Below are 25349 nucleotides of genomic sequence, written 5' to 3' on the forward strand. Positions count from 1 at the left end.
CTGAGAGGCGTGACCGCCGGGCCGACGAGAGGAATCCCTCCCGTGTCTGCCACCCGAAGTACGCTGCGCCGCGGCCTCGCCGCCATGGCCGCGCTGCCCCTCCTCGCGCTCGCCGCCACCGCCTGCGGCTACGGCTCCCAGTCCAAGGACGACGACACCTCGAAGGTCGCCGCCGTGGGCAAGAAGATCGACGGTCTCGCCTCCGTCCGCATCGGTTACTTCCCGAACCTGACGCACGCCACGGCACTCGTGGGCGACCAGGAAGGGCTGCTCCAGAAGGAGCTCGGAGGCACGAAGGCCTCGTACTCCCAGTTCAACGCGGGTCCCGCGGAGATCGAGGCGCTCAACTCGGGTTCGATCGACATCGGGTGGATAGGCCCCTCGCCCGCCATCAACGGCTACAGCACGACTGATGGCAAGGGCCTCAGGATCATCGGCGGCTCCGCCTCCGGCGGTGTGAAGCTCGTGGTCAACCCGAAGAAGATCAAGTCCCTGAAGGACGTCAAGGGCAAGAACATCGCGACCCCGCAGCTCGGCAACACGCAGGACGTGGCGTTCCTCAACTGGATCGCCGAGCAGGGCTGGAAGGTCGACCCGGAGAGCGGTAAGGGCGATGTGTCCGTGGTCCGCACGGACAACAAGATCACTCCGGACGCCTACAAGTCCGGCTCCATCGACGGCGCCTGGGTGCCGGAGCCGACCGCGTCCAAGCTGGTCGCCGAGGGCGGCAAGGTCCTCCTCGACGAGGCCGACCTGTGGCCGGACAAGAAGTTCGTGATCACGAACATCATCGTGTCGCAGAAGTTCCTCAAGGAGCACCCGGACGTCGTCGAGGCCGTGCTGCGCGGCTCGGTGAAGACCAACGCGTGGATCAGCGCCCACCCGGACGAGGCCAAGGCCGCCGCGAACGCCAAGCTCAAGGAGCTGTCCGGCAAGGCTCTGCCGGCCGACGTCCTCGACCCGGCGTGGAAGTCGATCCAGTTCACCAACGACCCGCTGGCCGCCACCCTCAACACCGAGGCGGAGCACGCGGTGAAGGCAGGTCTGCTGGAGAAGCCGAAGCTTGACGGCATCTACGACCTCGCACCGCTCAACAAGGTCCTCAAGGCCGAAGGCGAGAGCCCGGTCGACGACGCCGGTCTCGGCGTCAAGTAAGCCCGGACATCAATGAGTTCCCAGGAGGTGACGACCATGGCAACAGCCCTCGCCAAGGCCGCCGACACCAGTACGTCGGTGGAGCACGCCGCGCGGATCGAGCACGTCTCGAAGTCCTTCCCCGGACCCTCCGGGCAGCAGCTCGTCCTCGACGACATCACCCTTGATGTCGCGCCGGGCGAGTTCGTCACCCTCCTGGGGGCCTCGGGCTGTGGTAAGTCGACGCTGCTGAATCTGGTCGCCGGGCTGGACAAGCCGTCCGCGGGCGGCATCAGCACCGACGGCCGCCCGGCCCTGATGTTCCAGGAGCACGCCCTCTTCCCGTGGCTGACCGCGGGCAAGAACATCGAGCTCGCCCTGAAACTGCGGGGCGTGCCGAAGTCGGAGCGCCGGGACAAGGCCGAGGAGCTCCTGGAGCTCGTACGGCTGAAGGGCGCGTTCGGGAAGCGCGTGCACGAGCTGTCCGGCGGTATGCGACAGCGGGTCGCGCTGGCCCGCGCGCTCGCGCAGGACAGCAAGCTGCTGCTGATGGACGAGCCGTTCGCGGCACTCGACGCCATCACACGGGACGTGCTGCACGACGAGCTGACGCGCATCTGGCGCGAGACGAACCTGTCGGTGCTGTTCGTGACGCACAACGTGCGCGAGGCGGTGCGGCTCGCCGAGCGCGTGGTGCTGCTGTCCTCGCGCCCGGGCCGTATCGCGCGGGAGTGGACGGTGGACATCCCCCAGCCCCGCCGCATCGAGGACGCCGCCGTGGCGGAACTGTCCGTCGAGATCACCGAACAACTGCGTGGGGAGATCCGCCGTCATGGCCAGCACTGAGACCACGGTCGACGGGAACGTCAAGGACGGCAACGATCTCGCCGGCCTCGAAGCGGGCCTCGACGCGCTGGAGACCGTCCAGACCGCGCGTACGCCGCTGCGGAAGACCTTCGTCGAGAAGATCCTGCCGCCGGCCGTCGCCGTCCTGCTGGTGCTGGTGGTCTGGCAGATCCTGGTGTGGGCGAAGGTCACCGACAGCTACAAGCTGCCCGCGCCGTCAGCGGTCTGGGACGAGGTCCGCGAGGCCTGGCTCCAGGGCACGCTCCTCGACTACATCTGGACCAGTGTCTCCCGCGGCCTGCTGGGCTTCCTCATGGCCCTGGCGATCGGCACGCCCTTGGGTCTGCTGGTCGCGCGGGTGAAGTTCGTGCGTGCGGCGATCGGGCCGATCCTGTCCGGACTGCAGTCGCTGCCGTCGGTGGCGTGGGTGCCGCCGGCGGTCCTCTGGCTCGGGCTGAACGACTCGATGATGTACGCGGTGATCCTGCTCGGCGCGGTCCCGTCGATCGCCAACGGGCTCGTCTCCGGTGTCGACCAGGTGCCGCCGCTCTTCCTGCGGGCGGGCCGCACCCTGGGCGCGACGGGGCTGCGCGGCACCTGGCACATCGTGGTGCCCGCCGCTCTCCCCGGCTACCTCGCGGGCCTGAAGCAGGGCTGGGCGTTCTCGTGGCGTTCGCTGATGGCCGCGGAGATCATCGCGTCCTCGCCCGACCTGGGCATCGGGCTCGGCCAACTGCTGGAGAACGGCCGTACGGCGAACAGCATGCCCATGGTGTTCCTCGCCATCCTCCTCATCCTGATCGTCGGCATCGCCATCGACCTGCTGATCTTCAGCCCGCTGGAGCGGTGGGTCCTGCGCAACCGCGGTCTCCTCGTGAAGAGCTGAACTCCCATGCACAGTCCGGTACTTCTCGTCATCGCCCACGGCAGCCGCGACCCGCGTCATGCCGCGACGGTGCACGCCCTGGTGCGCCGCGTACGTGCCCTGCGACCGGGCGTACGCGTGGAGACCGGCTTCCTGGACTTCAACGTCCCCTCCGTCTCAGGGGTGTTGAATTCGCTGGCGGCGGAGGGCGTACGGGATGTCGTGGCGCTTCCTTTGCTGCTGACGCGTGCCTTCCATGCGAAGGCGGACATCCCGGCGGTGCTGCGCGAGGCGCCGCCCCGGCTGCGGATCCGGCAGGCCGAGGTGCTCGGCCCGTCTCCGCTGCTGACCGCCGCGCTGGAACGGCGGTTGTACGAGGCCGGGCTGAGCCCGGCCGACAAGTCCTCGACCGGGGTCGTGCTGGCCTCGGCGGGGTCCACGGACCCGGAGGCGATCGCAGTGATCGCAGAAATCGCGCGGGAGTGGCGGCACACCGGTTGGTGCGCCGTGCGGCCTGCGTTCGCCTCCGCATCACTCCCCCGCACCGAGGACGCGGTGCGGGAGCTGCGTGCCCTCGGCTGCGAGCGGGTGGCCGTCGCTCCGTACGTGCTCGCGCCCGGCTTCCTTCCGGACCGGATCGCGCACGGGGCCGCCGAAGCGGACGTCCTGGCGGATGTGCTGGGACCGGCACCCGAGGTGGCGCGGGTGCTGCTGGACCGCTATGACGCGGCCCGCGCCGGCCGGCTGCCCGCGCTGACGTCCGTGAGCGCCTGACTCACACCGACGCCAACTGCTCAGTGTTCAGTGGCCCGCTGTGCTCGCCTCGGCCCGGCGCGGGTCACGCCCGCTCAACGCCAGGGCGCGCTCAAGGGCGGGCGCGTCGTCGGGCAGCGGGACGGGGGCGGCGAAGCCGTCGTACTGGCGGTAGACCTCGGCGTGCGCTTCGACCACGTCGAGGACCAGCCGGGCGGTGGCCTCGGAGACATGTAGTTCCTGGCCGGTGGCCGTCGCCATGTCCCAGCCGTGGACGGCGAGTTCCTTGACGATCAGGGAGGCGATCTCCACGGCGGGCATCGTCATGAAGCCCAGGTCGATGTCGCCCTCCCAGACCTGCGGGTCGGCCCAGGCGGCCACGGCCCGGTCGAGTTGGCCGGCATAGGCGTCGGCCCAGGCGGGATCGGCCGTGAAGTCCTGGCGGGTCAGCTCCTCGGGGAGTGGGATGCGCCGCGCGCGGTGCTCCAGGCCGTGGGAGGTGTAGAGGACCCAGTGGTTGGCGAGGGCGCGGACGTCCCACTCCCCGCAGGGGGTGGGAGCGTCCAGCTGTCGGGGCGCGACACCGCGCGCGATGCGGGCGGCCTCGGCCGCGCACTCGGTCATGCAGGGATACACGTCGTCGCGGTTCATGGGCACCACGCTAGAAAGTGCTCGATCAGACCTCTTGAAGAAACGCGACAGCCTCGTCGACCAGCCGTGTCAGCTCGGCCACTGGCATCGAACCGACGGCCCTCCGTTCGCGCGCGAAGGTGTTGGCGAGTCGCTGGAGGGTGTCATTCACCGGCGTCGGTACGCCGTGCAGCCGGCCGAGCAACGCGATCTCGCCGTTGAGGTAGTCGGCCTCGATCGTGCCCGTGCCACGGGCCAGGGACTGCCAGGAGGAGCCGCCGCGCACGGAGCCGGCCAGGGGCTCGAACCGGATCTTGTCGCCGCGTGCTTCCTTCTGCTCGTCCTCTCCCGCGTAGGGGATCCGGGCAGCCGCCAGCACCGCCTCGCCCTCGGCGCGGGCGCGCCGGAGGAGGGCCAGGCCCTCTTCGTCGGTCAGGCCGTCCTCGCCGGCCAGGGGGCCGGCGACAGCCTCGATCGCGTTGACCAGATTGGCCAGGAGTTTGGCGTACTTCCAGCGCATCACGTCGGGCACGACCGGTGCCTCGAAGCGGTCCGTCTTCTCCAGACCGGCCCCGATGCGGGCGGCCGTCTCGTCCGTGCCGGAGGGGTAACGGCCCAGGTGGAGGATGCCGCTGAGCGGGGTGCCACCGGCGGACACCGAACCGGGCTCGACGAAGGTGGCGGGCAGCCATACGCACATGCCGTACACGTTCCTGAAGCGGCGCAGCGCGAGGCGTTCGCTGTCCACGCCGTTCTGCGCGCAGACCAGCGGCAGCCGCTCCGCGGCGGTGCCGCCGCCTGCCACGGGGCGCGGGCCCCAGGCGTCCAGGGCCGCCTCGCTGTCCTGTGTCTTGACCGCGAGCAACAGCACGTCGTCCGCCCGCAGTTCACCCAGCGGCTCGGGTCCGCGGACCGCGGGCAGCCGGTGGGTGCGCGTCCCGTCCGGGGTCGCCACCCTCAGCCCGCCGTCGCGCAGCGCCTCGTAGTGCGCGCCGCGCGCCACGAGCACCACCTCGTGCCCCGCCTCCGCGAGCCGGCCGCCGATGACACCGCCGACCGCTCCTGCTCCGATGATGATGTAGCGCATGCCCTGAGCCTCGCACAGATGTGTGTAGCCTCCAGGGATGATTCCGGAAAGTCTCACGTTCGGCTCCGTGTGGGCCCGGGGTCCTCTGCCCGACACCGGGTACGGGCTCGCTCGCGCACCTGGAGGAGAACCTGGACGCGGGCGCGGTCAGCCGGTGGTCATCTCGGCGAGCTTGACGACGGTGTTCCAGTTGCGGCTGGTGGCGATGATGTCCTTCACGAGCCTGGGCTTCGACAGGATCTCGGCCAGCTTGGAGCGGCCGAGGCCTTCGGGGGCGTAGAGGTAGAGGCAGCGGTCGCCGAGGCGGAACTCCTCGGGGAGGAAGGCGGCTTGGTCGACGGACGCGAAGCGTTCGGGGCCGACGGGGGCCGAGAAATAGGTGACGTGCAGCTGCTTGGCCTCCAGCTCGGCGGCCGGGAAGGGGCAGGCGTCGAGCACAGCCTGGAGGTACGCGTGGTCCCGCACCACAACGTCGACCCGGAAGCCGAAGCGCTTCTCGAGGGCCTCCGACAGCTCCGCCGCGAGTGACTCCTCGTCGCCGTGGTCGCTGGTGAAGGTGGCGTTGCCGCTCTGCAGATAGGTGCGTACGCCGGAGTGCCCGAGGCTTTCCAGCAGCGTGCGCAGGTCGGCCATCGGCACCTTCTTGCTGCCGCCCACATTGATCCCGCGCAGAAGCGCCGCGTACGTCGTCATCCGCACACCATAAGGCGGCCGTCGTACCCCGTGGGGGTGGGCACGACGGCCGCGGCTCGTAGAGGTTACTCGACGATCTTCAGGAGCTTGTTCGGGGTACCCGGGGACGCGTTGGAGATCTTGTCCGCGGTCGCGCCGTCGGTGAGCGCCTGGGCGACCTGCTCCGGGGTGGAGTTGGGGTGGCCCGCGAGGTAGACGGCGGCGGCACCCACGACGTGCGGGGTCGCCATCGACGTGCCGGAGATGGTGTTGGTGGCGTCGTCGCCGGTGTTCCAGTCGGAGGTGATGTCCGAGCCGGGGGCGTAGATGTCCACCACGGAGCCGAAGTTGGAGAAGTCCGACTGCTTGTCGTCCTTCGTGGAGGAGGCGACCGTGATGGCCTCGGGGACCCGGGCCGGGGAGCCCTGGCCCGCGTCGGCCGACTCGTTGCCGGCCGCGACGGCGAAGGTGACGCCGGAGGCGATGGCCTTCTGCACGGCCGCGTCGAGGGCTTCGTCGGCACCGCCGCCGAGGCTCATGTTGGCGACGGACGGGCCGGAGTGGTTCTTGGTGACCCAGTCGATGCCCGCGACGACCTGCTCGGTGGTGCCGGAGCCGGAGTCGTCGAGGACGCGGACGCCGACGACCTTCGCCTTCTTCGCGACGCCGTGCGCCTCGCCCGCGATGGTGCCCGCGACATGCGTGCCGTGGCCGTTGCCGTCCTGCGCGGTGTCGTCGTTGTCGATGGCGTCGAAGCCGTCCGAGGCGCGGCCGCCGAAGTCGCTGTGGCTGACGCGCACTCCGGTGTCGATGACGTACGCGGTGACACCCTCGCCGGCGCCGTCGGGGTAGGTGTACTTCCCGTCGCCCTTGGTGTCGGTCTGGTCGATGCGGTCCAGGCCCCACGACGGCGGGTTGGACTGAGTGGCGTCGATGTGGAACTTCTTGTTCTGGACCACCTTGTCGACGGCCGGGTCGGCGGCCAGCCGCTTGGCCTCGGTCTCGGACAGCCCGGAGGCGGAGAAGCCGTTGACGGCCGACGAGTAGGTGCGCTTCAGCGAACCGCCGTACTCCTGGGCGAGATCCTTCTTGCCGCCCTTGGTGGTCTTCTGGTCGAGCAGCACGATGTAGCTGCCGGACACGGCGCCCTTGGCGTCGAGGCCGTATACCTTGCCCTCGGCCGGGGCGGCCGCCCCGGCGGTGGAGCCGGCGACGACGGTCACGCCCACCGCGGTGGCGGTGGTGGCTATGGCCGCGATCAGCCTCATCCTGCGGGTACGCATGCGAATTGCCATGAAGAGGGGTCTCCTCGTGGTGTATGTGGGGGGTTTGTGGGGGGTCTGACCGCCGAGCGAAGAAGTTACCCGGCGGTTGGCAAGAAACCCTGACGGATTGACGCGCGCAGATCAACACCTACGTACACCTGTGACTCAATCGACAAGTGTTCGCAATAACAAAGGGGTTCAGGGGCGACACATCGGACGGGCCTCGCCGCGACCTCCACGACCCCGAGAAGTCCCAGTACATGTAAGGGGCCCACATCCTCCCTAGTGCTGAGGTCGTGGGCACCGAGGGGAGGACTGAGCGCTCCGTCAGTTCACCGGGCAGCACGAGGAGATGGCTTTATCCGGCCCATACCTTCGAAGCCATGAGGGACGGCAGGGGGCCGTCACCGAAGACAAGGGGGCAAGCCCGTCATGGGGAACGGAGATACGCGGGTACGGGGCATAGCTGCCCGGGCCGGCGGCTGGAGCGTACGGCATCGCTGGGCGGCCGTCGGCATCTGGGTGCTGTTCGTCGTCCTGGCGATGGGGCTCGGCTCGGCGGCGGGCACGGCCGAGCTCAAGGACAGTGATCAACTCAGCGGCGAGACGAGCCAGGCCGCGCGCATCCTCGAGGACGCCGGGATCGACGAGCCGGCCGGGGAGACCGTGCTCGTCCAGGCCAAGGGCGAGGGTGCCAAGGCGACGGACTCCGAGTTCCGCGCCGCCGTCGACGCCGTGATGAAGGCGGTCGAGGGCACCGGCAAGGTGACCGACGTGACCTCGCCGTACGACACGGACACGATCTCGAAGGACGGCCGCAGCGCGCTCGTGCAGTTCGACATGCGCGGCGAGGCGGAGACGGCGGGCGAGCGGGTGGAGCCCGTCCTGAAGGCCGTCGACGAGGTGCAGAAGGATCATGACGCGGTGCGGATCGAGGAGATCGGCAGCGCCAGCATGTTGAAGACGTTCGACGACGCCTTCGGTGACGACTTCCAGCAGGCGGAGTACTCCGCCGTGCCCGTGGCGCTGGGCATTCTGCTGGTGGCGTTCGGCGCGCTGGTGGCGGCGCTGGTGCCGGTGGCGCTCGCGATCACCGCGATCATGGCGACGATGGGCCTGATGGGGCTCGTCAGCCATCTTCAGCCGATGGACGACGCATCGAGCTCCGTGATGCTGCTGGTCGGTCTCGCGGTCGGCGTCGACTACTGCCTGTTCTATCTGCGGCGTGAGCGCGAGGAGCGCATGGCGGGCAGGGACGGCGAGACCGCGCTGCGGATCGCCGCGGCGACCAGCGGCCGCGCCATCATCGTCTCCGGTGTCACGGTATGCGTGGCGATGGCGGGCATGCTGTTCACCGGTCTCGCCACGTTCAAGGCGATGGGTCTGGCCTCACTGATGGTCGTGGCGGTCGCCATGGTCGGCTCGGTGACGGTGCTGCCCGCGCTGCTCTCGCTGCTCGGTGAGCGGGTCGAGAAGGGCCGGATTCCGTTCCTGCACCCGGACAAGCGGCGCAAGGGCAACGGCAGCACGGGCAACGGTCATTCGGGCAACGGTCATTCGGTGAACAATGAGAGCCGGTTCTGGACGAGCGTACTGCGGGTGGTCCTGGCCAGGCCGGCGATCTCGCTGGTGGTCGCGACGGGCGCGCTGCTCGCGATCGCGGCCCCCGCGCTCGGTATGAAGACCCAGAACCTCACGCTGGATCAGGAGTTCGGCGACTCGCTGCCGATCGTGGCGACGTACGAGCGGGTCAACGAGGCCTTCCCCGGCGGTTCCGAGCCGGCCGAGGTGGTCGTCAAGGCCGACGACATCAATTCCGCCGAGGTGAAGTCCGCGCTCGCCGACTTCCGTGAGCGGGCGGTCAGTTCGGGTGCCTCACGCGGTCCGGTCGAGGTCAAGGTGCACGATGCGCAGAACCTCGCCCTCGTGTACGTACCGCTGGTGGGCGGCTCGGACCTGGACAAGGCCGAGAAGAGCCTGGAGACCATCCGCGACGAGGTCCGTCCCGCGACGCTCGGCAAGGTCGACGGGGTCGAGGCGCCGGTGACCGGACAGGTCGCGGGCTCGAAGGACTTCAACGACCAGCTCGTCAGCGCGGTGGCCCCGGTCTTCGCCTTCGTCGTGGTCTTCGCCTTCCTGCTGATGCTGCTGTCGTTCCGCTCGCTGACGATCGCGATCACCTCGATCGTGCTCAACCTCCTTTCGGTGGGGGCGGCTTACGGCATCCTGGTCGGCGTCTTCCAGCACGGCTGGGGCGCGTCGCTGGTGGGAGCGGAGGGCGTGGGCGCCATCATCACCTGGCTGCCGCTGTTCCTCTTCGTGATCCTCTTCGGCCTCTCGATGGACTACCACGTGTTCGTGGTCTCGCGGATCCGTGAGGCGCGGCAGCGAGGGCTGACGACGCGGGACGCCATCCAGCACGGGGTGGTCACGACGGCCGGTGTCATCACCAGCGCCGCCGTCATCATGGTCGCCGTCTTCGCGATCTTCGGAACGCTGTCCATGCAGTCCATGAAGCAGATGGGCGTGGGCCTCGCGGCCGCGGTCCTCATCGACGCGACGATCATCCGGGGCGTGCTGCTCCCGGCGGTCATGGCCCTCCTCGGCGAGCGCAACTGGTACTTCCCGAAGTGGCTGCACCGCCTGCCGGACCTCACCCACGACGAATCGCCCGAGAGCGCGGGCGTGATGTCCTCGCCGCCTCAGCCACCGGCGGTCGAGGGCGAGAAGGTCGGGGTCTGACCTCGCCGCTCGGATCTGGTGGACGTGGTTGACGATGTGGCCGGGGCGCATGCCGCCCCGGCCACATCGCGTACGCGAGTGCTCAGGCCGCCTCGGTCACGGCTTCACGCTCGAAGGAGTCGATCGTGCGGGTGAAGTCGCGGGTGGAGAGCAACAGCTTGTAGATGATGGCGAGTTCGAAGACCAGGAGGAGACCGCCGGAGACGATGGTCGCCTCGATCACCGCGTCGAGGAGCGGGCCGACGATGAAAACACCCATCTGGAATTCGATGCCGCTCACCAGGTGGGTACGAATACGGTGGCGGAGCAGGAAGGAACGCACGCGCAGATAGACCGGGAAGCGATGCCGGAACTCCTCGTGCAGGTCGATGACTCGGGGCTGTTTCTTCGAGTCCTCCGTCTCCTGCGGTGAAATCTCCGCCGCGCCTTCGGAACTCAAGCTCGCCGCCTTGCGGAGATCCTGTTCGACATCGGCCTCGGGGTTGTTGCGCAGCAAGTCCTCCATGAAGGCGAGTTCGCTGGAATTCTGCGCGCGCCGCGCCTCCCGCACGCGCGCCTTGATCTGCTTGCGCATGGAGTAGCGGATCTTGAAGATCTCCAGGGAGTTGATGTAGCGCAGCGTGTCCAGGCCGACGACGGCCAGGGCAAGCCAGATATAGACCGTGTCGTCGGTGCGCTGGTACTGCCCAGCCATGAGCGCGACTCCGCACACCATCACGCGGACACGGTCGAAGACGAAGTCCAGCCAGGCCCCGAACACGGACCCCTGGCCGGTGAGTCTGGCCACCTTCCCGTCCATGCAGTCGAGGATGAAGCTCAGGTGGTAGACGATCGCGCCGGCGATCAGCCAGCGCCAGTCACCGAGCGCGAAGCACGCCGCCGAGGCCAGCCCCAGCAGGAACGCTCCCCAGGTGATCTGGTTCGGCGTGATCTTCGTCCGCATCGCCGTGATGCGCACCAGCGGTGTGGCGACCGGGTCGACGAGCAGTACGGTCCACCACGCGTCGCGCTTCTTCTCGGTGATGCGGCGCACTTCGGCGAGGGGCGGTATGTCTCGGCGCATAGGGCAACTTCCCAGAGTTCGACTTGAGTTCACCTCACGCTAGGAAGCCGTTCGCACAAGGAACAAGAAGTGGCCAGCACAACCTTCTCAGGGGGGTAACCGTCCAACTCGGCAACCCGGTCCATGGCCCGGCCGGGCACCCGCCGCGTTATCCGAGCGTTACCGAATGACCTTTCCGTTATCCAACGTGCGCCATGGCTTCACCGATGGCGTACAACCGTGCCGGGCACCGGTGGGAATTCCGAGCCTCGCTCTTCGCCCCGCTCTTCGCCCCGCTCTTCGCCCCGCCCTTCGCCGCCTGAGCCGGTCAGTCCAGCAGGGCGGCGGTGTGAGGGCCGCGTCGAAGCCGTGCTCCTCCAGCGCGCGGAGGTGGGCATGGAGGGCGCGCGTGGTGCGCGGCGCCGGGCGGTCCACCAGCGCACCCCTGCGGAAGACCGCGCCCGCGTTCACCATGCCGCCGGCCAGTGCCTGGCCCTCCTCCGCCTCACCGTCAGCCGTCATCGTCATGTCGTCATGTCGTCAGGCGCGCTTGCTGCCGAGTTCCGCCTCGATCAGGTCCGCCGCGCGCTGCGTGCCGCCCTCGGCCGCCATCTGTTCCTGGATCTCCTTGAGCCGCCGTGCCACCTCCGGGTCATCGGTCAGCGCGAGGACGGCCTCGCGCAGGGTCTCCGCCGTCGCCTCCTCCGTCGCTACGTGGCGGGCGACGCCGAGCGCCTGGAGCATGTCGGCGTTTCCGAACTGGTCGACGGCCTGGGGCACACAGACCATCGGCGTACCGGTCGCCAGTCCCTCCTGGCTGCCGCCCGCGCCCGCGTGCGTGATGAAGGCGTCGGCCTGCTTCAGGATCGCCAACTGCGGTACCCAGTCCCGCACTTCCACGTTCCCGGGGATCGCGCCGAGCTCGGCCGGGTCCACGTGTTTGCCGATCTGGAGCACCATGTGCCAGCCCGGCAGATCACCGAAGGCCTTGACGCACTCGCGGTAGAAGGCCGGCAGCTTGGTGAAGGCCGAGCCGAGCGAGACGAGGAGTACCTTCTCGGCGCCGGCGGGCCGCGTCCAGTCGCCCTGCGCCGAGCGGTCGCCCTGGCAGGCGCCGACGAAGGAGTGCACGCTCTCGTCGACCCGGTCGGCGTTCGGCTGCAGGGCCTTCGGGATGAGGACGATGGAGCGCGCGGGGCGGCCACCGAACGAGTCGGGGTCCTGCGTGATCCCGTTCTCTTCCAGCCAGGCCTGGAAGCGGGCGTAGTACGCCTGGCCGCGCTCGGTCTTCTTCGGCTCCTCCCACATCGGTTCGAGGAGCTCCTTCTCGTAGCCGTCCCAGCCGACGAGGTTCGGCGAGAGGGAGATCGCCTTGACGCCCCAGCGGTGGGCGAGGACGCGGGCCGGATAGGAGGCGATGTCGTGCAGGACGAGGTCCGGTTCGTCGCCCTCGTAGGCCTCGATGAGCTGCGGGAGCGCCTGGATCGCGTCGTTCAGGAAGGGCTCCACGTTGTCGAGGATGGTGCTTCCCCATGCCTCGGGGTCGTCGTCCGGGGACGGCAGGATCGAGTTCCAGAGCTTGAGCTCGGCGCCCGTCTCGGCGACCTTCTCGGCTAAGGCCGGCGGGATCGCGTAGGTCACGCGGTGTCCGCGGGCGACGAGCTCCCGGATCACTTCCAGGCTGGGGTTCACGTGCCCGTGGGCGGCGATGGAGAACATGGCGATATGGGCGGGGGGTGGGGTGGTCATGCCGCTCAAGATACGCGAGACGATACGTCTCGTGCAACTCATTTACGGCCTTACCTCTGATAACGCGCGAGCACCAAGTTCCCGTCCTCCACCAGGCGTTGGCGCAGCTCATCCAAGTCGATCGCCCCGCTGTAGTACTCCTGCAAGGCGGGCGTGGCGATCTTGTCCTTCCACTCCGGGTAGCCCCGCACGGACTGGGCGGGGGCCGAGCGCAGATCGCGGGCGAGGGCGGTGCCCGTCGCCCAGTCGTACTCGTCCGTGTGCAGGGCGGGGTCTTTGAGTGCCTCGGTGCCGGTGGGCAGCATCCAGTCGCCGAGGGCGAGCCGGACCATGTTCTCCGGCCGGAGCAGGAAGTCGATGAACTCGGCGGCCTCCTCCTTGTGGGGACTGTCCTGGGCGAGGGACAGCGTCTGCGGACTCACCCCCTGGGCGAGTCCGTCGGCGCCCGCCGGCGCGGGCAGCACCTGCCAGTCGAATCCCTTGGGCGCCTGCTGCACGATCTGCTGCCGGTACGAGAACCCGAGCGGGACCATCGCGTACCTGCCGCCGAAGAAGCCGGGCAGCGTGTCGGAGCCACCGCTGCCGAGCGTGGAACCCGGCGCGCTGCCATCGGTGTTCACCTGGTCGTGGATGGTCTTCGGCACCACCTCGTCGGCCGCGCCGAAGCGGATTCTCACCTTGCCGTCGGCGTCCCGGTGGAACATCCGCCCGCCGGCCGACAGCGACAGATTGAGCGTGGCCGAGACGGGTTCCTTGAGCGGCCAGGCCACGCCGTACTTGCCGTCACCGCTCAGCTCTTCGGTGATGCGCCGGAACTCGCCCCAGCTCCATGGCTTCTCGGGCGTCGGAACGCGTACGCCGGACTCCCTGAGCCACTCGGCGTTGGCGATCAGGACGCGCGGCTCCTGCAGGAACGGCACCCCGTAGATGCCGTCCCCGAAGGTCGCCGTCTCCCAACTGCGCTGCGGGATATCGGACTTGAGCCGCTCGGACAGCAGATCGGTCAGATCGGCGAGATACCCGCCGTACGCGAAGTCCGCGAGGTCGTCCGAGGCGTCATGGATGATGTCCGGCGCCTCACCGCCCTCGAACGAGGTGAGCAGCTGGTCGTGGACGCTGTCCCAACTCCCCTGTACATACTCGACCTTGACGCCGGGATGGGTGGCGTTCCACTCCTTCACGAGCTCCTTGTTGGCGTCGACGGACTCCTTCTGCCAGGCGAGGGACTGGAAGCGGAGCGTGACACGGCCGCCTTCCGACTCGCTGTCACCGCCCGAGCAGCCACTGATCACCAGGCCCAGCACCGCCGTCAGGACCACCAGCAGTCTCGTCCGCATCAGCTCTTCACCGCCCCGGCGAGCATTCCGCCCGTGATCCGCTTCTGGATGATCGCGAAGATGACCAGCGACGGTAGCGTCGCGAGGAACGCGGCTGCCGCCAGCGGGCCAAGCTCCACGGCGCCCTCCGCGCCGAGGAAGTGTGTGAGGACGACCGGCAGGGTCTGTTTCTCCGGGGTCTTGAGCAGGACGAGCGCGAAGAAGAACTCGTTCCACGCGCTGATGAACGCGAACAGCCCCGTGGCCACGATGCCCGGCGCGAGCAGCGGCGCCGTGATCGACACCAGGGTGCGCGCCTTCCCCGCGCCGTCCACCGCCGCCGCCTCCTCCAGCTCGGCCGGCACGGCCCGTACGTATCCGACGAGCATCCACAGTGCGAACGGCAGCGCCCACACCACATACACCGTGATCAGACCCGGTACGGAGTTGATCAGCCGCAGGTTCTTCAGGACCAGGAACAGCGGGATGATCAGCAGCACGAAGGGGAACGCCTGGCTGACCACCACCCAGCCGGTCGCGGCCTTCGCGAGCCGGGTGCGGTGCCGGGCCATGACGTAGGCCATCGGGGTCGCGATCAGTACGGCGATCACCGCCGCGCCGACCGCCGCGACCAGGGAGTTGAGCGCGGCGTCCAGCAGCGGCTGCTCGTCGAAGGCCTGCCGGAAGTTGGCGAGCGTCGGGTCCTTGGGGATCCAGGTGGGGTGCAGGCTCGACAGCTCGCGCGGCGGTTTGAAGGCGGTGGACAGCAGCCAGAGGAAGGGGAAGGCGAGGAAGACGAGATACGCGAGGAGGGCGAGGTACTGGCCCGCGCGGGCGCCCTTGCCGGTCTTCACGCGTCCTCACCTCCCCTCAGGCGGCCCACGAGGAAGACGGCGAGCACTACCGAGATCACCGCGACCATCACGCATCCCATCGCCGCCGCGTACCCGAACTGCCCGTAGCGGAAGGCCTCTTCGTAGGCGAACAGCATCGGCAGCCGGGTGCGGCCGCCCGGCCCGCCGTTGGTCAGCACGTACACCAGGGCGAAGGAGTTGAAGTTCCAGATGAAATTGAGCGCGGTGATGGCGAGCGCGACCGGCTTGAGGGCGGGCCAGGTGACCGTGCGGAAGCGGCGCCAGGCCCCCGCGCCGTCCATCGCGGCCGCCTCGTGGAGTTCGCGGGGCGTGTTCTGCAGGCCGGCGAGCAGGGCGACCGTCGTCTGGGGCATACCCGCCCAGACGCCGACGACGATCACCGCGGGCAGGGCGGTGGCCAGGCCACTCAGCCAGTCACGGCCGTCGCCGAGGCCCAGGTCGCGGATCGTCTCGTTGAGGATGCCGGCGTCCGCGTTGTAGACGAGCCGCCACATGATGCCGACGACGACCTCGGGCATGGCCCACGGGATGATCGCGAGGGCTCGCGCCAGCCAGCGGAAGCGGAGGTTCTGATTCAGCAGCAGGGACAGGCCGAGCGCGAGCAGGAACTGCGGCACGGTGACCCCGACCGCCCACAGCAGACCGATCCGGAACGAGTCCCAGAACAGCGTGTCGTGCAGCAGATCCTGGAAGTTGAGGGTCCCGATCCACTCGGTGGGTTCGGTCCGGCCCGACTGGGAGTCGGTGAACGCCAGCGCGATCCCGTACAGGAGCGGTCCGACGCTCAGGATCAGGATCGGTATCAGCGCGGGCAGCACCAGGAACCAGGCGCCGTGGTCCACGGCGCGTCCCGGCCCACCCCCATGTGGCGCGCGCTTCGTTGACCGCTTCGTCGCGGTCGCCAAGGTCACGTCGATCGGCTCCTTCGGGCGGCTCTGCGGTAGGGGGCAGCAGCCCCCTGGGCCGCCCTGGCGGCCCCGGTCATCGTGCTGATGGACTGACGGCGCGTCAAGGCCGCGCGCACGCCCCGGCGAGGGCTCTCACCAGTGCGAATGCGACACTGGACGGTGTGGTGTGGCGCGATCTCGACGCAGTACGGGGACAACTCGGGGGCGTGAACGCGGCGTGATCACGCGGGGCGGCACGCGTCGGCGGACGTGAGAGGCACAGGAGGCGACTGATGGACGAGGCACGGGCACGGGACGTACTCGCCGAGGCGGGTCTCGGCCGGTCCGGCGCTCAGCTGCTCGCGCTGGGCGAGAACGCGGTGTTCGCCGCCGGTGACCTGGTCGTCAAGGTGGGGCGCGACGCCGAACTCCTCGACCGGGCGCGGCGGGAGCTGGCCATCGCGGTCTGGCTCGCCGAGGCGGGCGTCCGCGCGGTGCGGGCGGCCGAGCCCGGTCCACGGCTCGTGGCCGGTCACCCGGTGACCCTGTGGCACCGGCTGCCCGAACCCGTGCGGCCCGCCGAGCCACGCGATCTGGCCGAATTGCTGCGGGTCGTACATGCCCTGTCCTCCCCCGCCTTCGACCTGCCGCGGCGCGAGCTGCTGGGCGGCGTCGAGCGGTGGCTGCGGCTCGCGGGCGACGCCATCGACCCGGCGGACGCCGAGTATCTGCGGGAGCGCCGCGACGGCTTCGCCACGGCGGCCGCCGCGCTCACGCCGCGGCTGTCGCCGGGCCCGATCCACGGCGACGCGCTGCCCCGCAACGTCCATGTCGGCCCGGACGGTCCCGTGCTGGTCGACCTGGAGACCTTCTCCGTCGACCTGCGCGAGCACGACCTGGTGGTCATGGCCCTGTCCCGGGACCGCTACGGGCTGCCGGCCGAGGCGTACGACTCCTTCACGGACACCTACGGCTGGGACGTGCGCGAGTGGGACGGCTGCGGCGTACTGCGCGGGGCGCGTGAGACGGCCAGCTGCGCCTGGGTCGCCCAGCACGCGCCGAGCAACCCGAAGGCGCTGGCGGAGTTCGAGCGGCGGGTGGCGTCACTGCGGGACGGGGACGAGACGGTTCGCTGGTATTCCTTCTGATACCGCTCGGCCGCTCAGCCCTGGCCGCGGATCGTCCCGGCCGCACGACGCAGCTCGGCGAGCACCGTGCGTACGGCCTTCCGCGCGATGCGCTCGGGACGGTGGAGCGCGTCGATGTGCCGCCGGGCCTGTACGCCGCTGAGCGGCTTGAGGACCAGCGCGGGATGCGGACGCATGGTCCAGCGGGGTATCAAGGCGAGCCCTCCACCGGCGGCGACCGCCTCGGCCACCACCGCGAACTCGTTGATGCGGTGGGCGAGATGGAGCCGACGCCCCGCGGCCGTGGCGATGGCGTCGATGGTGGCCAGGACCGGGAAGCCGTCGTGCGCCGTGATCCAGGGCTGGTCGGCCACGTCGCGCGGGGTGAGCCGCCGCTTGACGGCCAGCGGGTGGTCGGCGGGCATGGCCACGTCGAGCGGCTCCCGCAGCAGCGTCGTGGCCGTCACAGTGCGCGGCCATCTCGGGGTGTGATCGAGGCGGTGGGCGAGCACGAGGTCGTACTCCCGGGTCAGCGGCGGGAATTCGTCCTGCGTCACATCCTCGTCGGCGAGGGTCAGCAGCGGGCCGCCGGGTGCGGCGAGCCCGCGTAGCAGCAGGGGGAAGAACGCCGAACCCGCGCTGTGGAAGGCCGCCACCGACACCTCGCCGTCCGGCCGGTCGACGAACTCCGCGACGGTGTGCCGGGCGCGCTCCATCGCCGTCTCCACCTCGATCGCCGCGCCGGCCAGAGCCTGCCCCGCATCGGTGAGCACCAGCCGCCGCCCCTGACGCTCGGTCAGCGGCACGGGCATCGCGCGTTGCAGCAGCCGCAGCTGCTGGGAGATCGCCGAGGGCGTCACCAGCAGCGCCTCGGCGACCGCCGTGACGCTGCCCAGTTCGCCCAGCTCACGCAGGATCCGCAGCTGCCGTTCGTCCATGCACCCAGCCTAGAGATCACTGTAGGGAAACTAAAGGATCAGTTAAGAAGTTGGCTCTGGGCTTCAGGGACGCCGGGAGTGCAAGGTGGGCGCGTGCCTGACGCCCGCCGTACCGATGCGGTACTTCTCCTCGTGGCCCTCGTCTGGGGTTCCAGCTATCTCGCCGCCCAGACCGCGACCGCGGTGCTGCCCGTTCTGGTGGTGCTGTTCGCCCGGTACGCGCTGTCCGCGCTCGCCTGTCTCGGTCTGGTCGCCGCCGACCGGACGTCCCGCGGATGGACCCGTGACGAGATCCGGGCCGGCGTGCCCCTGGGAGTCACCCAGGCGGCCGTGCTGGTCGTGGAGACGTACGGCGTCGCCCACACGAGCGCCGCGAACGCCGGACTGATCATCAGCCTCACCATCGTGATCACTCCTCTCCTCGACCGCACGGGACACCGCGGCGGCCTTCCGCCGTCCTTCTATGCAGCGGCCGGAGTGTGTCTGCTGGCCGTCGGCCTCCTCATGTCGGGAAACGGCTTCCACGCGCCCCGCCTCGGCGACCTGCTGATGCTCGCCGCCGCGCTGATCCGGGCGGTTCATGTCGCACTCGTCGGCCGGCTCACCGCGCACCGCGCGATACGCCCGCTGCGACTGACCACCCTGCAGACCCTCGTCGGCACCGCCCTGTTCCTCGTACCGGCGTCCGGCGATCTTCCCGCCCTCACCCACATCGGCGCGGCCGGCTGGGCCCAGCTGCTCTATCTCGCCCTGTTCTGCAGCGTGTTCGCCTTCCTTGCCCAGACCTGGGCCGTTCAGCGCACCTCAGCGAGCCGGGCGAGCCTCCTGCTGGGCACGGAGCCGATCTGGGCCGCTGCGGCCGGCATCGGCCTCGCCGGCGAACACTTCACCCCGCTCACCGGTCTCGGCGCGACCCTGATGGTCGCCGGAACGTACTGGGGGCAGGCCGTCGAACGCGCCCACCGCACCACGGACTTCAAGAACGCCGAGCACCCGAACACCACGGACCCGGACACCACGGACTCGGACATCACGGACCCGGACACCACGGACCCGAAGGCCACGCATCCGAACGGAACCGAAGAGGACACCGCATGCCCCACCACGGCACCACCCACGACTACGACACCTACGACCGTCTGATCGCCCTGCTCGACACCTCCTCCATCGCCTACGAACTCATCGACCACGAGCCTGAAGGCAGCACCGGGGCCGTCAGCGCGCTGCGCGGTCACCCGGAGTCCGAGGCCGCGAAGTGCCTCGTCCTGAGGGTGAAGGTGGACCGGAAGACCACCCGCCACGTCCTCGCTGTCGTGCCCGGTGACCGCCGCGTGGACCTCGACGCCATCCGCTCGCTCTACACCGCCCGCTACGCCGGATTCAGCGACGCGGCCACCGCCGAACGAATGGCCCGTGCCATCCCCGGCACCGTCCTCCCGTTCAGTTTCGATCCCGACCTCGAACTCGTCGCCGACCCGGAGGTGGTCACCCAGCCGCGCCTGTACTTCAACGCCGCCCGTCTGGACCGCTCCCTGGTCATCTCGGGCCAGGACTACGCCCGGCTCGCCGAGCCACGGGTGGCACGGATCGCGAATCCCGAGAGCTCGTAACACGATCTGAGACTCATGGAGCCGCCGGACCTGCCATCTAGGACTCGGACGAGCCGACGAGCCCCGGCTCCGATTCCAGAGCTGTCCGGCAGGCGACGGCCTGCACATCGGTGTTGGCCAGCAGGTAGACAGTGCGGATGCGCGAGACTGCATTCGACCGGAAGTAGCCGACGGCAGCGGCCACCAGTGTCTCCACCGTCTTCCGAAGATCGCTGTTGCCGCCCCCGGTTCCCAGGAGCGGCAGCACGATCGAGCGGAGTACCTCTCCCTCCTCGTTGAGGCGGTCCACTTCGGCCAGGACGTTGCGGACACATCTCTCCAGGTCCATGACCTGGCGGAATCCGGAGCCCGGTTCCCCTTCCACGGCGGCCACATGGACGATCCGCTTGACTTGATGGCTTTCCTGGAGTTCCCCCGGCCCGGTTACCAGAACCTGGCCCGCCGCCACCTGAGACTGGCCCGCCATCCGTTCGGCCAACTCCGAAGCGATGGTGTCGTGGACCAGGTGACCGCCCGCGTCTCTTCGGCCGCCGTGGTAGCGGATCGTCGCCGAGATGGTCGGCTCGTTGACGCGCGACATCTCCATGTGGGTGTTCTCGGTGTTGACCCACACGTCCGTTCCGAGCACGTTCGCGAGATTGCCGGTGATCATTCCCAGCCGGTGCCGGCGGTCGCCTCGCAGGGGGATTTCGTACCGGGTGTTCTGGAGCGGACGGGCCGCCCCTTCCTCGCTCCGCTCGCTGAGCAGCTGTTTGCGCAGCCGGGCGTTCTCCCTATTCGCCTTCTTCAGGTCGGCGGCGAGTTCGTCGCGGCGGCGGGTCTTGGACAGCCATGCGAAGGACGACAGCATGAAGAAGGCAACGAATCCAGCCGCCCCGCCAAGGCTGAACCCCAGCGCCCTGCCCTCGGAGAGCGAGTCGGGGAAGGCTGTGAAGAGAAACAGTGCCCCTGCCAGGGAGTACAGGAGGACCACGGGAAGCTGCAGGGCGAACTGCCGACCGGCGCGAGCGGGCCCTGAGGACCAGATCTGCAAGGCGACGCCGGACGCGACAAGGATGACGGTCACACTCAGCAGCAGCGGGCTCATCGGTGATGCTCTCCCGTTCTCACGCCTGACCAACTCGCCCGGCAGACAGCCCGCAGCGCAGCAAGCGAACCACAGTCACTTGCGCCACGTACACACTGACCTGGCGATCAAAAGGTTCACCAGTCGCAGGGTTTCGTGAGGTCGGCGTCCGGGACGGAATCACTCAATACCACAGGAGATTTGGGCCACTCCGTCTTGTGCCAGTGGGCGATCCGCCAAGCCAGCCGCTTGGGCCACAAGGGTAGATTCGGCAGGTCTGAGACGTCCAACCACACCAGTTTCGAATGCTCCCTGAGGTCAAGTTCCCTCGGTTCGACGGCCGGGTCGCTGCAACTTGCGAGGAAATAGTGCTCGCGCCTTCCTTCCTTGAGGACGACGGCAAGTTCCAGTCGAATCACCACGGACAAGCCCGTCTCTTCGACGAGTTCCCGCACAGCGGCATTTTCCGGAAGTTCATCCGGCTCGGTGCCTCCTCCCGGGATCTCGTACCAGCGACGCCCCGGGCTGTTTCGCTCGATGAGGAGGACCTCACCCTTCGCGTTGATGACCACCGCCCCTGCCCGGATCCTGGACGGGGGCTTCTCACACGGGTCGGAAAGTCGGATCTCATTGCTCCACCACTCGCCTGTGGACAGTGCATGCAACACGACCTCGGCCAGAGATGGTGGTGACAGAGTCGCGGCTGCGATGGACGGCAAATCGACGAACGCAAGGCGATTTCCCGCAAGGGAACGAGAGACGCTGAGAGTCGCCGCGGTCGAGGGAACTACGGCAGATGCGCGGAAGTACCAGTCGACATGGCCCGTACTGACAAGGCGCACGCAGTCGTGCGTGGAGACTCTGACCTCCAGGCCGGTGGCCTCACGCAGGCGACTCACCACTGCCGCCTCGGGTGTTTCTCCCGCGCAGATTTCGCCGATAGGGAATTCATAGCAGCCTTCGCCAGGGCCGAGGCTTCCCGTGGGCACCTTGACCGCCAAGCGGTCCTCGTGAACGAGAATGACTCCAGCCCGCTCACGCGGGTGACGACCTCGTGGCACTGACTGGTCACCAGCTTTCCTTGTCGCATTCGTCACCAAGCTAGTTGGCTCGAAGATCGTCAGGTTCTGTCACAACAGGAGACGGAGGCGCTCGGCTGACGCACAGGGCGACCTGCCGGTCGTGTCGAGTTCGAACGTGGGGACTCCATGAGCTCTGGATGCCTGCAGCATCTCGCGCAGAGCCTCGTCGAACGCATCCAGGTACCCGTCGCCCACGCTCCCATCGCGGAGGCGGCCGCGGACGCGCGTGCGCCGTCGGCGTTCCTCACTGTCACAGGTGAGCAGCACCATAGAGGCTGCCGACGGGAGAGTTCGAGAGGCGAGCTCGTATGCGGTCAACCACGTCCCGGCCTCTGAATCGCTCAGCAGACCGCACGCCCACAGAGCCTGTGTGTGTGCGAGCACCGCCTCGATGGGCTCGTCGACGCACGCCGTCGAGTCAGCCGATCGCTGCAGCAGCGTCCGCTCGGTCAGTGCCTCGAACTGACAGGGGACGGCTGCGCGAGGGTCAGCTTCGACGAAGAGCCTATGGATGTAATGAGCCATTCGCGAGCCGGGCGCATGGAAAGCACTCGTTCCCACGTAGGACAGATCGGGTCTTGAATCCGTGAGGACTTCCAGCACCGTCGTCTTCCCTGTACCGGGAAGGCCCACCACTCCCAGAGCATAGAAGTCGCGGGAAGCAGAAACGATCGGGTCGACACGTGAGTGAGCCTCGGCTCGCATCGTTGACCATGCCGTCGTCCTCACACCCCTACCAGCCGACACAGTTCGTTCTCCCTGTGAGTGGGAAGGAGGCCACCGACCCGTCGCTCAACGCGATTTCCAGCTCCACGCGATCCGGTTTCGGGCCTTCGTCGCTGACCCCCGTCGCACCGCAGGGCCAGACGGACACGTCCGTCATCTCCCGGTTGACAGCCGCGGTTTGCGTCAATCCGGTCTCGCTCAGGGAGAGGGGACGTGTAACCGGCCGATTGATGCAGGGAACAAGCCTTCCGTGCGAGTCGATGCGCGTCCACAGCCGACTGCAGGCGCCGTACAAGCAGAAGTTCTCGCTGAACTGGACGACTTGTCCCGCAGGAGAGCGGGCGTAGAACTTCATGACGTCCGGGTTGTATTCGACGTCACTCAGCAGATCACGCGCGTCTTCATAGATTTGCGCGAACCAAGAATGCCCTGTGCCGCCCGGGAAGGGCTTGATGTCACGCACCTCGGGGCGCACTTCGATCAGCTCAAGGAATTTCACACCCATGGAATGCCGGTCACACCACTCGATGACATTCCGAATCCTGTGGTAATTGAAGGAGCTCACCACTGTATTGAGATGCGATCCGGGCATGACCTTCGCCGCGTACACGGAATTGGCGAGCACTTCCTTCCGGGCGGTGCGCGTCGCACGGTCCAGCGGCCCTTTGGTAGAGAGCGCATCAACGGCGTCGATTCCGAATTTTATATAGCTCATACCATTCTCCGCCAAACGATCGATGACCGTCGGCGTGAGCCGGGTGCCGTTCGAGACCATGGAAATTTTGTCTGCCACCCCCTCCAGCTCCTGGACAATTTCGATGAGCTGCGGATGGAGTGAAGGCTCCCCTCCGCTCAGAATGAGATTCTTGACGCGAATCGAGTTGTCCCGCAACCATGCGGCCAGGTCGGCCACGACGGACGTCGACATGAATGCCCCTCGCCCGAATTGCCCCTCATTGTGGCAATAGGAGCAGCTGAGATTGCAGGAATCAGTGATCAGCAATCGCAGTCGATCAGCGTTGAACAAGCGCACCGTCCTATCCCCTTTCATGGGGAGCTCATGAGTCGTCCCGTGCGATACGGAAGCCCCGGCTGCACCAGGCGTCTCCGGGTGGCCGACCGTTCCTGAAGGCGCAACGCGCCCGGTGCTCTCCCCGACTGAACGAGCCGCCTCTGACAATGCGGGAGGCGGATTGAAAGCGGGGGGAAAAGTATTCGTCAGCGCACCATTCCCATACGTTTCCGCTCATCTGGTAAGCCCCGACTGGACTGCGACCCAGGGGCAATGAGTCGACGGGAAGAGTCCTCCGCTCGCCCCGCTCCTCGGTATTGCAGTGAGAAGGGTCGAATGAGTCACCCCACGGGTACTGTCGTCCGTCGACGCCCCGCGCCGCACGTTCCCATTCCAGTTCCGTGGGCAACCTCCCACCAGCCCATCGGCAGTAGGCGTATGCGTCCCACCAGTCGACGTTGACCACTGGGTAGTCTCCGCAGGACTCGCTGATCCAGTAATCCGGAGGAAGATCGTGCGGATGTGGCTCGTCCTGTGGGACGTGATCCTTGCCCGCCGGCTCATCAGGATGGCAGTGGGTGCGATCGTGGTTCACGCCCCCACACCACTGGACGAATTTCCGATACTCGTCATTGGTGACCACGCACTCGCCGATGCAATACGGTTTTGCGATGGTCTCCACTCGGATGAGCTCGTTTCCATGCCGCTCTCCCCCGGCGATGAATGGCCCGGCCGGAACTCTAATAAACCCATCGTCGGCGGCAGGCGAAAGTGCCATGCTCGGGAGCGTGGTCAAATCGTTGCGTTTGCGCAGCCTGACAAGCAAGGACGGACTCATGGACAACTTCTCCGCCGTCCCGTTCGCGATCTGCTGAGCAATCATGTCCGCTGCGAAGTCTTGAAAGGTAATGTCGTCCAGGTCTTCGGCAAAATAGCGGTCGCGGATCTCCTGCGAGGCCAGGACGTCTGCATAGGGTGTTCTGTCTCCATGCCTGGCCAGCATGCGGAGAAAATCGGTGGCGTCACCCTGATGAACACGGAGCCCAAGGCTCTCTGTAATGAACCTGTGGTTGTAGGAGGTCGGATCGGTCTTGTAGGTCACCACCAGCCCCGGGCGACGGATGGCAGCGAACTTGAAGCGGAGGATGCGAAGAATGGCCCGAAAATTTGGATCTGCGAGAGAATATCCGACGAAGCACAGCGTTTTGGTCAGGAACAGCGCCCTGATGAGCTCGCGGAGCTCAGGCTCTCGGTCCATCCAGTGGTAGTAATCATCCTCCGTTATGACGCAACTCGACGGCGCATCGACCGTGCCGTGCACTTTTATGAGCATGGAGCCTGAAACACTTGAGAGATGCTCGTCGTTCCAGACCACCGACAGACGCTTCCCGAAAGTCTGGAAAGCGCGTTCGATCAAAGTGTCGTAGTTTGTGGTGATGATCGTGCTGTCAATGGCAGCCAACGCCTGATGCGCGGGCAGGGGCTGGACGTTCGGATCAGCGAAAGCCTCCGTCAGCGTTGCCTCCAGGCGCTGTCGACTGCCCCCGTCCTGCCAGACCGCTTCTTGGGCGACTTGCATCAGTGATTCGTCGCTCGACACCTTCCGCTCGAGCAGTCGATCCGCGATGCGTGTCGATACCTCCAGGCTTCCCGGCATGCCCTTCTTGCCGGCGTAGGGCAGAGAGATGCCGGAACCGACAAACAGGAGGAGCTCGTCTCGGTCGAGTGCTTCCGTTATGAATCGCGGTATTCCCTGACTTGCCATCAGCGTCAGAGCGTACCGGCCACCTAACGGTGGGTGAAGAGTCCTGCCGACTGTGCTTGCGCGGGCGGCGCGCCCTCAGTGGGTGTTCTGCGAGCGTTCGGCGGTTCTCGTTGGCTTGAGGGCGGGTTGTCCGGTTCCGGGGCTTCACGGTCGGCCGGTG

22 protein-coding genes and 2 pseudogenes are annotated in these 25349 nt (G+C 67.9%); 8 read left to right on the forward strand and 16 right to left on the reverse strand.

Features of this window, described 5'->3' with window-relative positions; all coding sequences use genetic code 11:
* The first annotated feature begins 42 nt into the window (after positions 1-42).
* Genes FGD71_RS02010 through FGD71_RS02025 form a run of 4 tightly spaced genes read left to right on the forward strand, consistent with a single transcriptional unit; the run spans position 43 to position 3619 of the window.
* The gene (locus FGD71_RS02010; RefSeq protein ID WP_181359100.1) at positions 43-1155 is read left to right on the forward strand and encodes an aliphatic sulfonate ABC transporter substrate-binding protein; all 1113 of its coding nucleotides are present in this window, start codon (positions 43-45) and stop codon (positions 1153-1155) included.
* 36 nt (positions 1156-1191) lie between these two features.
* Complete coding sequence (locus FGD71_RS02015; protein ID WP_119098639.1) at positions 1192-1980, forward strand: ABC transporter ATP-binding protein; 789 nt, start codon at positions 1192-1194, stop codon at positions 1978-1980.
* A complete protein-coding gene (locus tag FGD71_RS02020) occupies positions 1967-2866 on the forward strand; it encodes an ABC transporter permease (RefSeq protein WP_119098604.1) in 900 nt (299 codons plus the stop codon). The genes FGD71_RS02015 and FGD71_RS02020 overlap by 14 nt, the downstream gene beginning before the upstream one ends.
* A gap of 6 nt (positions 2867-2872) precedes the next feature.
* Complete coding sequence (locus FGD71_RS02025; RefSeq protein WP_119098605.1) at positions 2873-3619, forward strand: sirohydrochlorin chelatase; 747 nt, start codon at positions 2873-2875, stop codon at positions 3617-3619.
* 27 nt (positions 3620-3646) lie between these two features.
* On the opposite strand, the gene FGD71_RS02030 is transcribed toward FGD71_RS02025, so the two are convergent.
* The 4 genes from FGD71_RS02030 to FGD71_RS02045 all read right to left on the reverse strand — a co-directional run bounded on the left by FGD71_RS02030 (position 3647) and on the right by FGD71_RS02045 (position 7282).
* On the reverse strand, positions 3647-4249 hold the full coding sequence (locus FGD71_RS02030; RefSeq protein WP_119098606.1) for a TIGR03086 family metal-binding protein: 603 nt from the start codon (positions 4247-4249) through the stop codon (positions 3647-3649).
* A gap of 25 nt (positions 4250-4274) precedes the next feature.
* On the reverse strand, positions 4275-5315 hold the full coding sequence (locus FGD71_RS02035) for a ketopantoate reductase family protein (RefSeq protein ID WP_119098607.1): 1041 nt from the start codon (positions 5313-5315) through the stop codon (positions 4275-4277).
* A gap of 147 nt (positions 5316-5462) precedes the next feature.
* Complete coding sequence (locus FGD71_RS02040; RefSeq protein WP_119098608.1) at positions 5463-6008, reverse strand: DUF1697 domain-containing protein; 546 nt, start codon at positions 6006-6008, stop codon at positions 5463-5465.
* A gap of 65 nt (positions 6009-6073) precedes the next feature.
* Positions 6074-7282, reverse strand: coding sequence for a S8 family peptidase (locus FGD71_RS02045; protein ID WP_119098609.1), 1209 nt, complete (start codon positions 7280-7282; stop codon positions 6074-6076).
* 402 nt (positions 7283-7684) lie between these two features.
* Between FGD71_RS02045 and FGD71_RS02050 the strand changes: the two genes are divergently transcribed.
* A complete protein-coding gene (locus tag FGD71_RS02050; protein ID WP_119098610.1) occupies positions 7685-9994 on the forward strand; it encodes an MMPL family transporter in 2310 nt (769 codons plus the stop codon).
* A gap of 82 nt (positions 9995-10076) precedes the next feature.
* Here the strand turns inward: FGD71_RS02050 and FGD71_RS02055 are convergent, their stop codons facing one another.
* The 6 genes and pseudogenes from FGD71_RS02055 to FGD71_RS02080 all read right to left on the reverse strand — a co-directional run bounded on the left by FGD71_RS02055 (position 10077) and on the right by FGD71_RS02080 (position 15887).
* Positions 10077-11057 (reverse strand): CDP-alcohol phosphatidyltransferase family protein, encoded by a 981-nt coding sequence (locus tag FGD71_RS02055; RefSeq protein ID WP_119098611.1) that lies wholly within the window; start codon positions 11055-11057, stop codon positions 10077-10079.
* A gap of 324 nt (positions 11058-11381) precedes the next feature.
* Positions 11382-11558, reverse strand: a pseudogene (locus FGD71_RS48340) (aminoglycoside phosphotransferase family protein); the annotation flags it as partial.
* 18 nt (positions 11559-11576) lie between these two features.
* Positions 11577-12846, reverse strand: a pseudogene (gene mgt, locus FGD71_RS02065) (macrolide-inactivating glycosyltransferase).
* On the reverse strand, positions 12836-14122 hold the full coding sequence (locus FGD71_RS02070; RefSeq protein ID WP_119098613.1) for an ABC transporter substrate-binding protein: 1287 nt from the start codon (positions 14120-14122) through the stop codon (positions 12836-12838). Before FGD71_RS02070 ends, mgt begins: the two are co-directional and overlap by 11 nt.
* On the reverse strand, positions 14122-14955 hold the full coding sequence (locus tag FGD71_RS02075; RefSeq protein WP_119098614.1) for a carbohydrate ABC transporter permease: 834 nt from the start codon (positions 14953-14955) through the stop codon (positions 14122-14124). The genes FGD71_RS02070 and FGD71_RS02075 overlap by 1 nt, the downstream gene beginning before the upstream one ends.
* On the reverse strand, positions 14952-15887 hold the full coding sequence (locus FGD71_RS02080) for a carbohydrate ABC transporter permease (RefSeq protein WP_119098615.1): 936 nt from the start codon (positions 15885-15887) through the stop codon (positions 14952-14954). Before FGD71_RS02080 ends, FGD71_RS02075 begins: the two co-directional genes overlap by 4 nt.
* A gap of 269 nt (positions 15888-16156) precedes the next feature.
* Here FGD71_RS02080 and FGD71_RS02085 point away from each other — a divergent pair, with 269 nt between their 5' ends.
* Positions 16157-17011 (forward strand): phosphotransferase enzyme family protein, encoded by an 855-nt coding sequence (locus FGD71_RS02085; protein WP_119098616.1) that lies wholly within the window; start codon positions 16157-16159, stop codon positions 17009-17011.
* Between the two features lie 14 nt (positions 17012-17025).
* Here FGD71_RS02085 and FGD71_RS02090 read toward each other — a convergent pair whose 3' ends face one another.
* Positions 17026-17928: a LysR family transcriptional regulator gene (locus FGD71_RS02090; protein ID WP_119098617.1), complete on the reverse strand. Its 903-nt coding sequence runs from the start codon at positions 17926-17928 to the stop codon at positions 17026-17028.
* 93 nt (positions 17929-18021) lie between these two features.
* Between FGD71_RS02090 and FGD71_RS02095 the strand changes: the two genes are divergently transcribed.
* On the forward strand, positions 18022-19071 hold the full coding sequence (locus tag FGD71_RS02095; protein WP_119098618.1) for a DMT family transporter: 1050 nt from the start codon (positions 18022-18024) through the stop codon (positions 19069-19071).
* Positions 19023-19538: a YbaK/EbsC family protein gene (locus FGD71_RS02100; protein ID WP_119098619.1), complete on the forward strand. Its 516-nt coding sequence runs from the start codon at positions 19023-19025 to the stop codon at positions 19536-19538. Before FGD71_RS02095 ends, FGD71_RS02100 begins: the two co-directional genes overlap by 49 nt.
* Positions 19539-19575: 37 nt before the next feature.
* On the opposite strand, the gene FGD71_RS02105 is transcribed toward FGD71_RS02100, so the two are convergent.
* The 5 genes from FGD71_RS02105 to FGD71_RS02125 form a co-directional block, all read right to left on the reverse strand.
* Entirely contained in the window at positions 19576-20625 is a 1050-nt protein-coding gene (locus FGD71_RS02105) for a macro domain-containing protein (RefSeq protein WP_119098620.1), read from the reverse strand.
* A 116-nt stretch (positions 20626-20741) separates the two neighbouring features.
* Positions 20742-21605 carry an NUDIX hydrolase gene (locus tag FGD71_RS02110; protein ID WP_162930995.1) on the reverse strand — a complete coding sequence of 288 codons (864 nt, stop codon included), beginning with the start codon at positions 21603-21605 and terminating at the stop codon, positions 20742-20744.
* Between the two features lie 129 nt (positions 21606-21734).
* Positions 21735-22433: a P-loop NTPase family protein gene (locus FGD71_RS02115; RefSeq protein ID WP_140935802.1), complete on the reverse strand. Its 699-nt coding sequence runs from the start codon at positions 22431-22433 to the stop codon at positions 21735-21737.
* Positions 22420-23463, reverse strand: coding sequence for a radical SAM protein (locus tag FGD71_RS02120; RefSeq protein ID WP_119098623.1), 1044 nt, complete (start codon positions 23461-23463; stop codon positions 22420-22422). Before FGD71_RS02120 ends, FGD71_RS02115 begins: the two co-directional genes overlap by 14 nt.
* Before the next feature lie 7 nt (positions 23464-23470).
* Entirely contained in the window at positions 23471-25189 is a 1719-nt protein-coding gene (locus FGD71_RS02125) for an SUMF1/EgtB/PvdO family nonheme iron enzyme (RefSeq protein WP_119098624.1), read from the reverse strand.
* Positions 25190-25349 lie beyond the last annotated feature (160 nt).

The organism is Streptomyces sporangiiformans (assembly GCF_005768555.2).
GTDB classification, from domain to species: Bacteria; Actinomycetota; Actinomycetes; order Streptomycetales; family Streptomycetaceae; genus Streptomyces; species Streptomyces sporangiiformans.

What these genes read in the sequence shown, in the direction of transcription:
- FGD71_RS02015 (WP_119098639.1), top strand. Translation starts at nt 1,192, where the DNA reads ATGGCAACAGCCCTCGCCAAGGCCGCCGACACCAGTACGTCGGTGGAG.
- FGD71_RS02020 (WP_119098604.1), top strand. Translation starts at nt 1,967, where the DNA reads ATGGCCAGCACTGAGACCACGGTCGACGGGAACGTCAAGGACGGCAAC.
- FGD71_RS02025 (WP_119098605.1), top strand. Translation starts at nt 2,873, where the DNA reads ATGCACAGTCCGGTACTTCTCGTCATCGCCCACGGCAGCCGCGACCCG.
- FGD71_RS02030 (WP_119098606.1), bottom strand. Translation starts at nt 4,249, where the DNA reads ATGAACCGCGACGACGTGTATCCCTGCATGACCGAGTGCGCGGCCGAG.
- FGD71_RS02035 (WP_119098607.1), bottom strand. Translation starts at nt 5,315, where the DNA reads ATGCGCTACATCATCATCGGAGCAGGAGCGGTCGGCGGTGTCATCGGC.
- FGD71_RS02040 (WP_119098608.1), bottom strand. Translation starts at nt 6,008, where the DNA reads ATGACGACGTACGCGGCGCTTCTGCGCGGGATCAATGTGGGCGGCAGC.
- FGD71_RS02045 (WP_119098609.1), bottom strand. Translation starts at nt 7,282, where the DNA reads ATGGCAATTCGCATGCGTACCCGCAGGATGAGGCTGATCGCGGCCATA.
- FGD71_RS02050 (WP_119098610.1), top strand. Translation starts at nt 7,685, where the DNA reads ATGGGGAACGGAGATACGCGGGTACGGGGCATAGCTGCCCGGGCCGGC.
- FGD71_RS02055 (WP_119098611.1), bottom strand. Translation starts at nt 11,057, where the DNA reads ATGCGCCGAGACATACCGCCCCTCGCCGAAGTGCGCCGCATCACCGAG.
- FGD71_RS02070 (WP_119098613.1), bottom strand. Translation starts at nt 14,122, where the DNA reads ATGCGGACGAGACTGCTGGTGGTCCTGACGGCGGTGCTGGGCCTGGTG.
- FGD71_RS02085 (WP_119098616.1), top strand. Translation starts at nt 16,157, where the DNA reads ATGGACGAGGCACGGGCACGGGACGTACTCGCCGAGGCGGGTCTCGGC.
- FGD71_RS02090 (WP_119098617.1), bottom strand. Translation starts at nt 17,928, where the DNA reads ATGGACGAACGGCAGCTGCGGATCCTGCGTGAGCTGGGCGAACTGGGC.
- FGD71_RS02100 (WP_119098619.1), top strand. Translation starts at nt 19,023, where the DNA reads ATGCCCCACCACGGCACCACCCACGACTACGACACCTACGACCGTCTG.
- FGD71_RS02105 (WP_119098620.1), bottom strand. Translation starts at nt 20,625, where the DNA reads ATGAGCCCGCTGCTGCTGAGTGTGACCGTCATCCTTGTCGCGTCCGGC.
- FGD71_RS02120 (WP_119098623.1), bottom strand. Translation starts at nt 23,463, where the DNA reads ATGAAAGGGGATAGGACGGTGCGCTTGTTCAACGCTGATCGACTGCGA.
- FGD71_RS02125 (WP_119098624.1), bottom strand. Translation starts at nt 25,189, where the DNA reads ATGGCAAGTCAGGGAATACCGCGATTCATAACGGAAGCACTCGACCGA.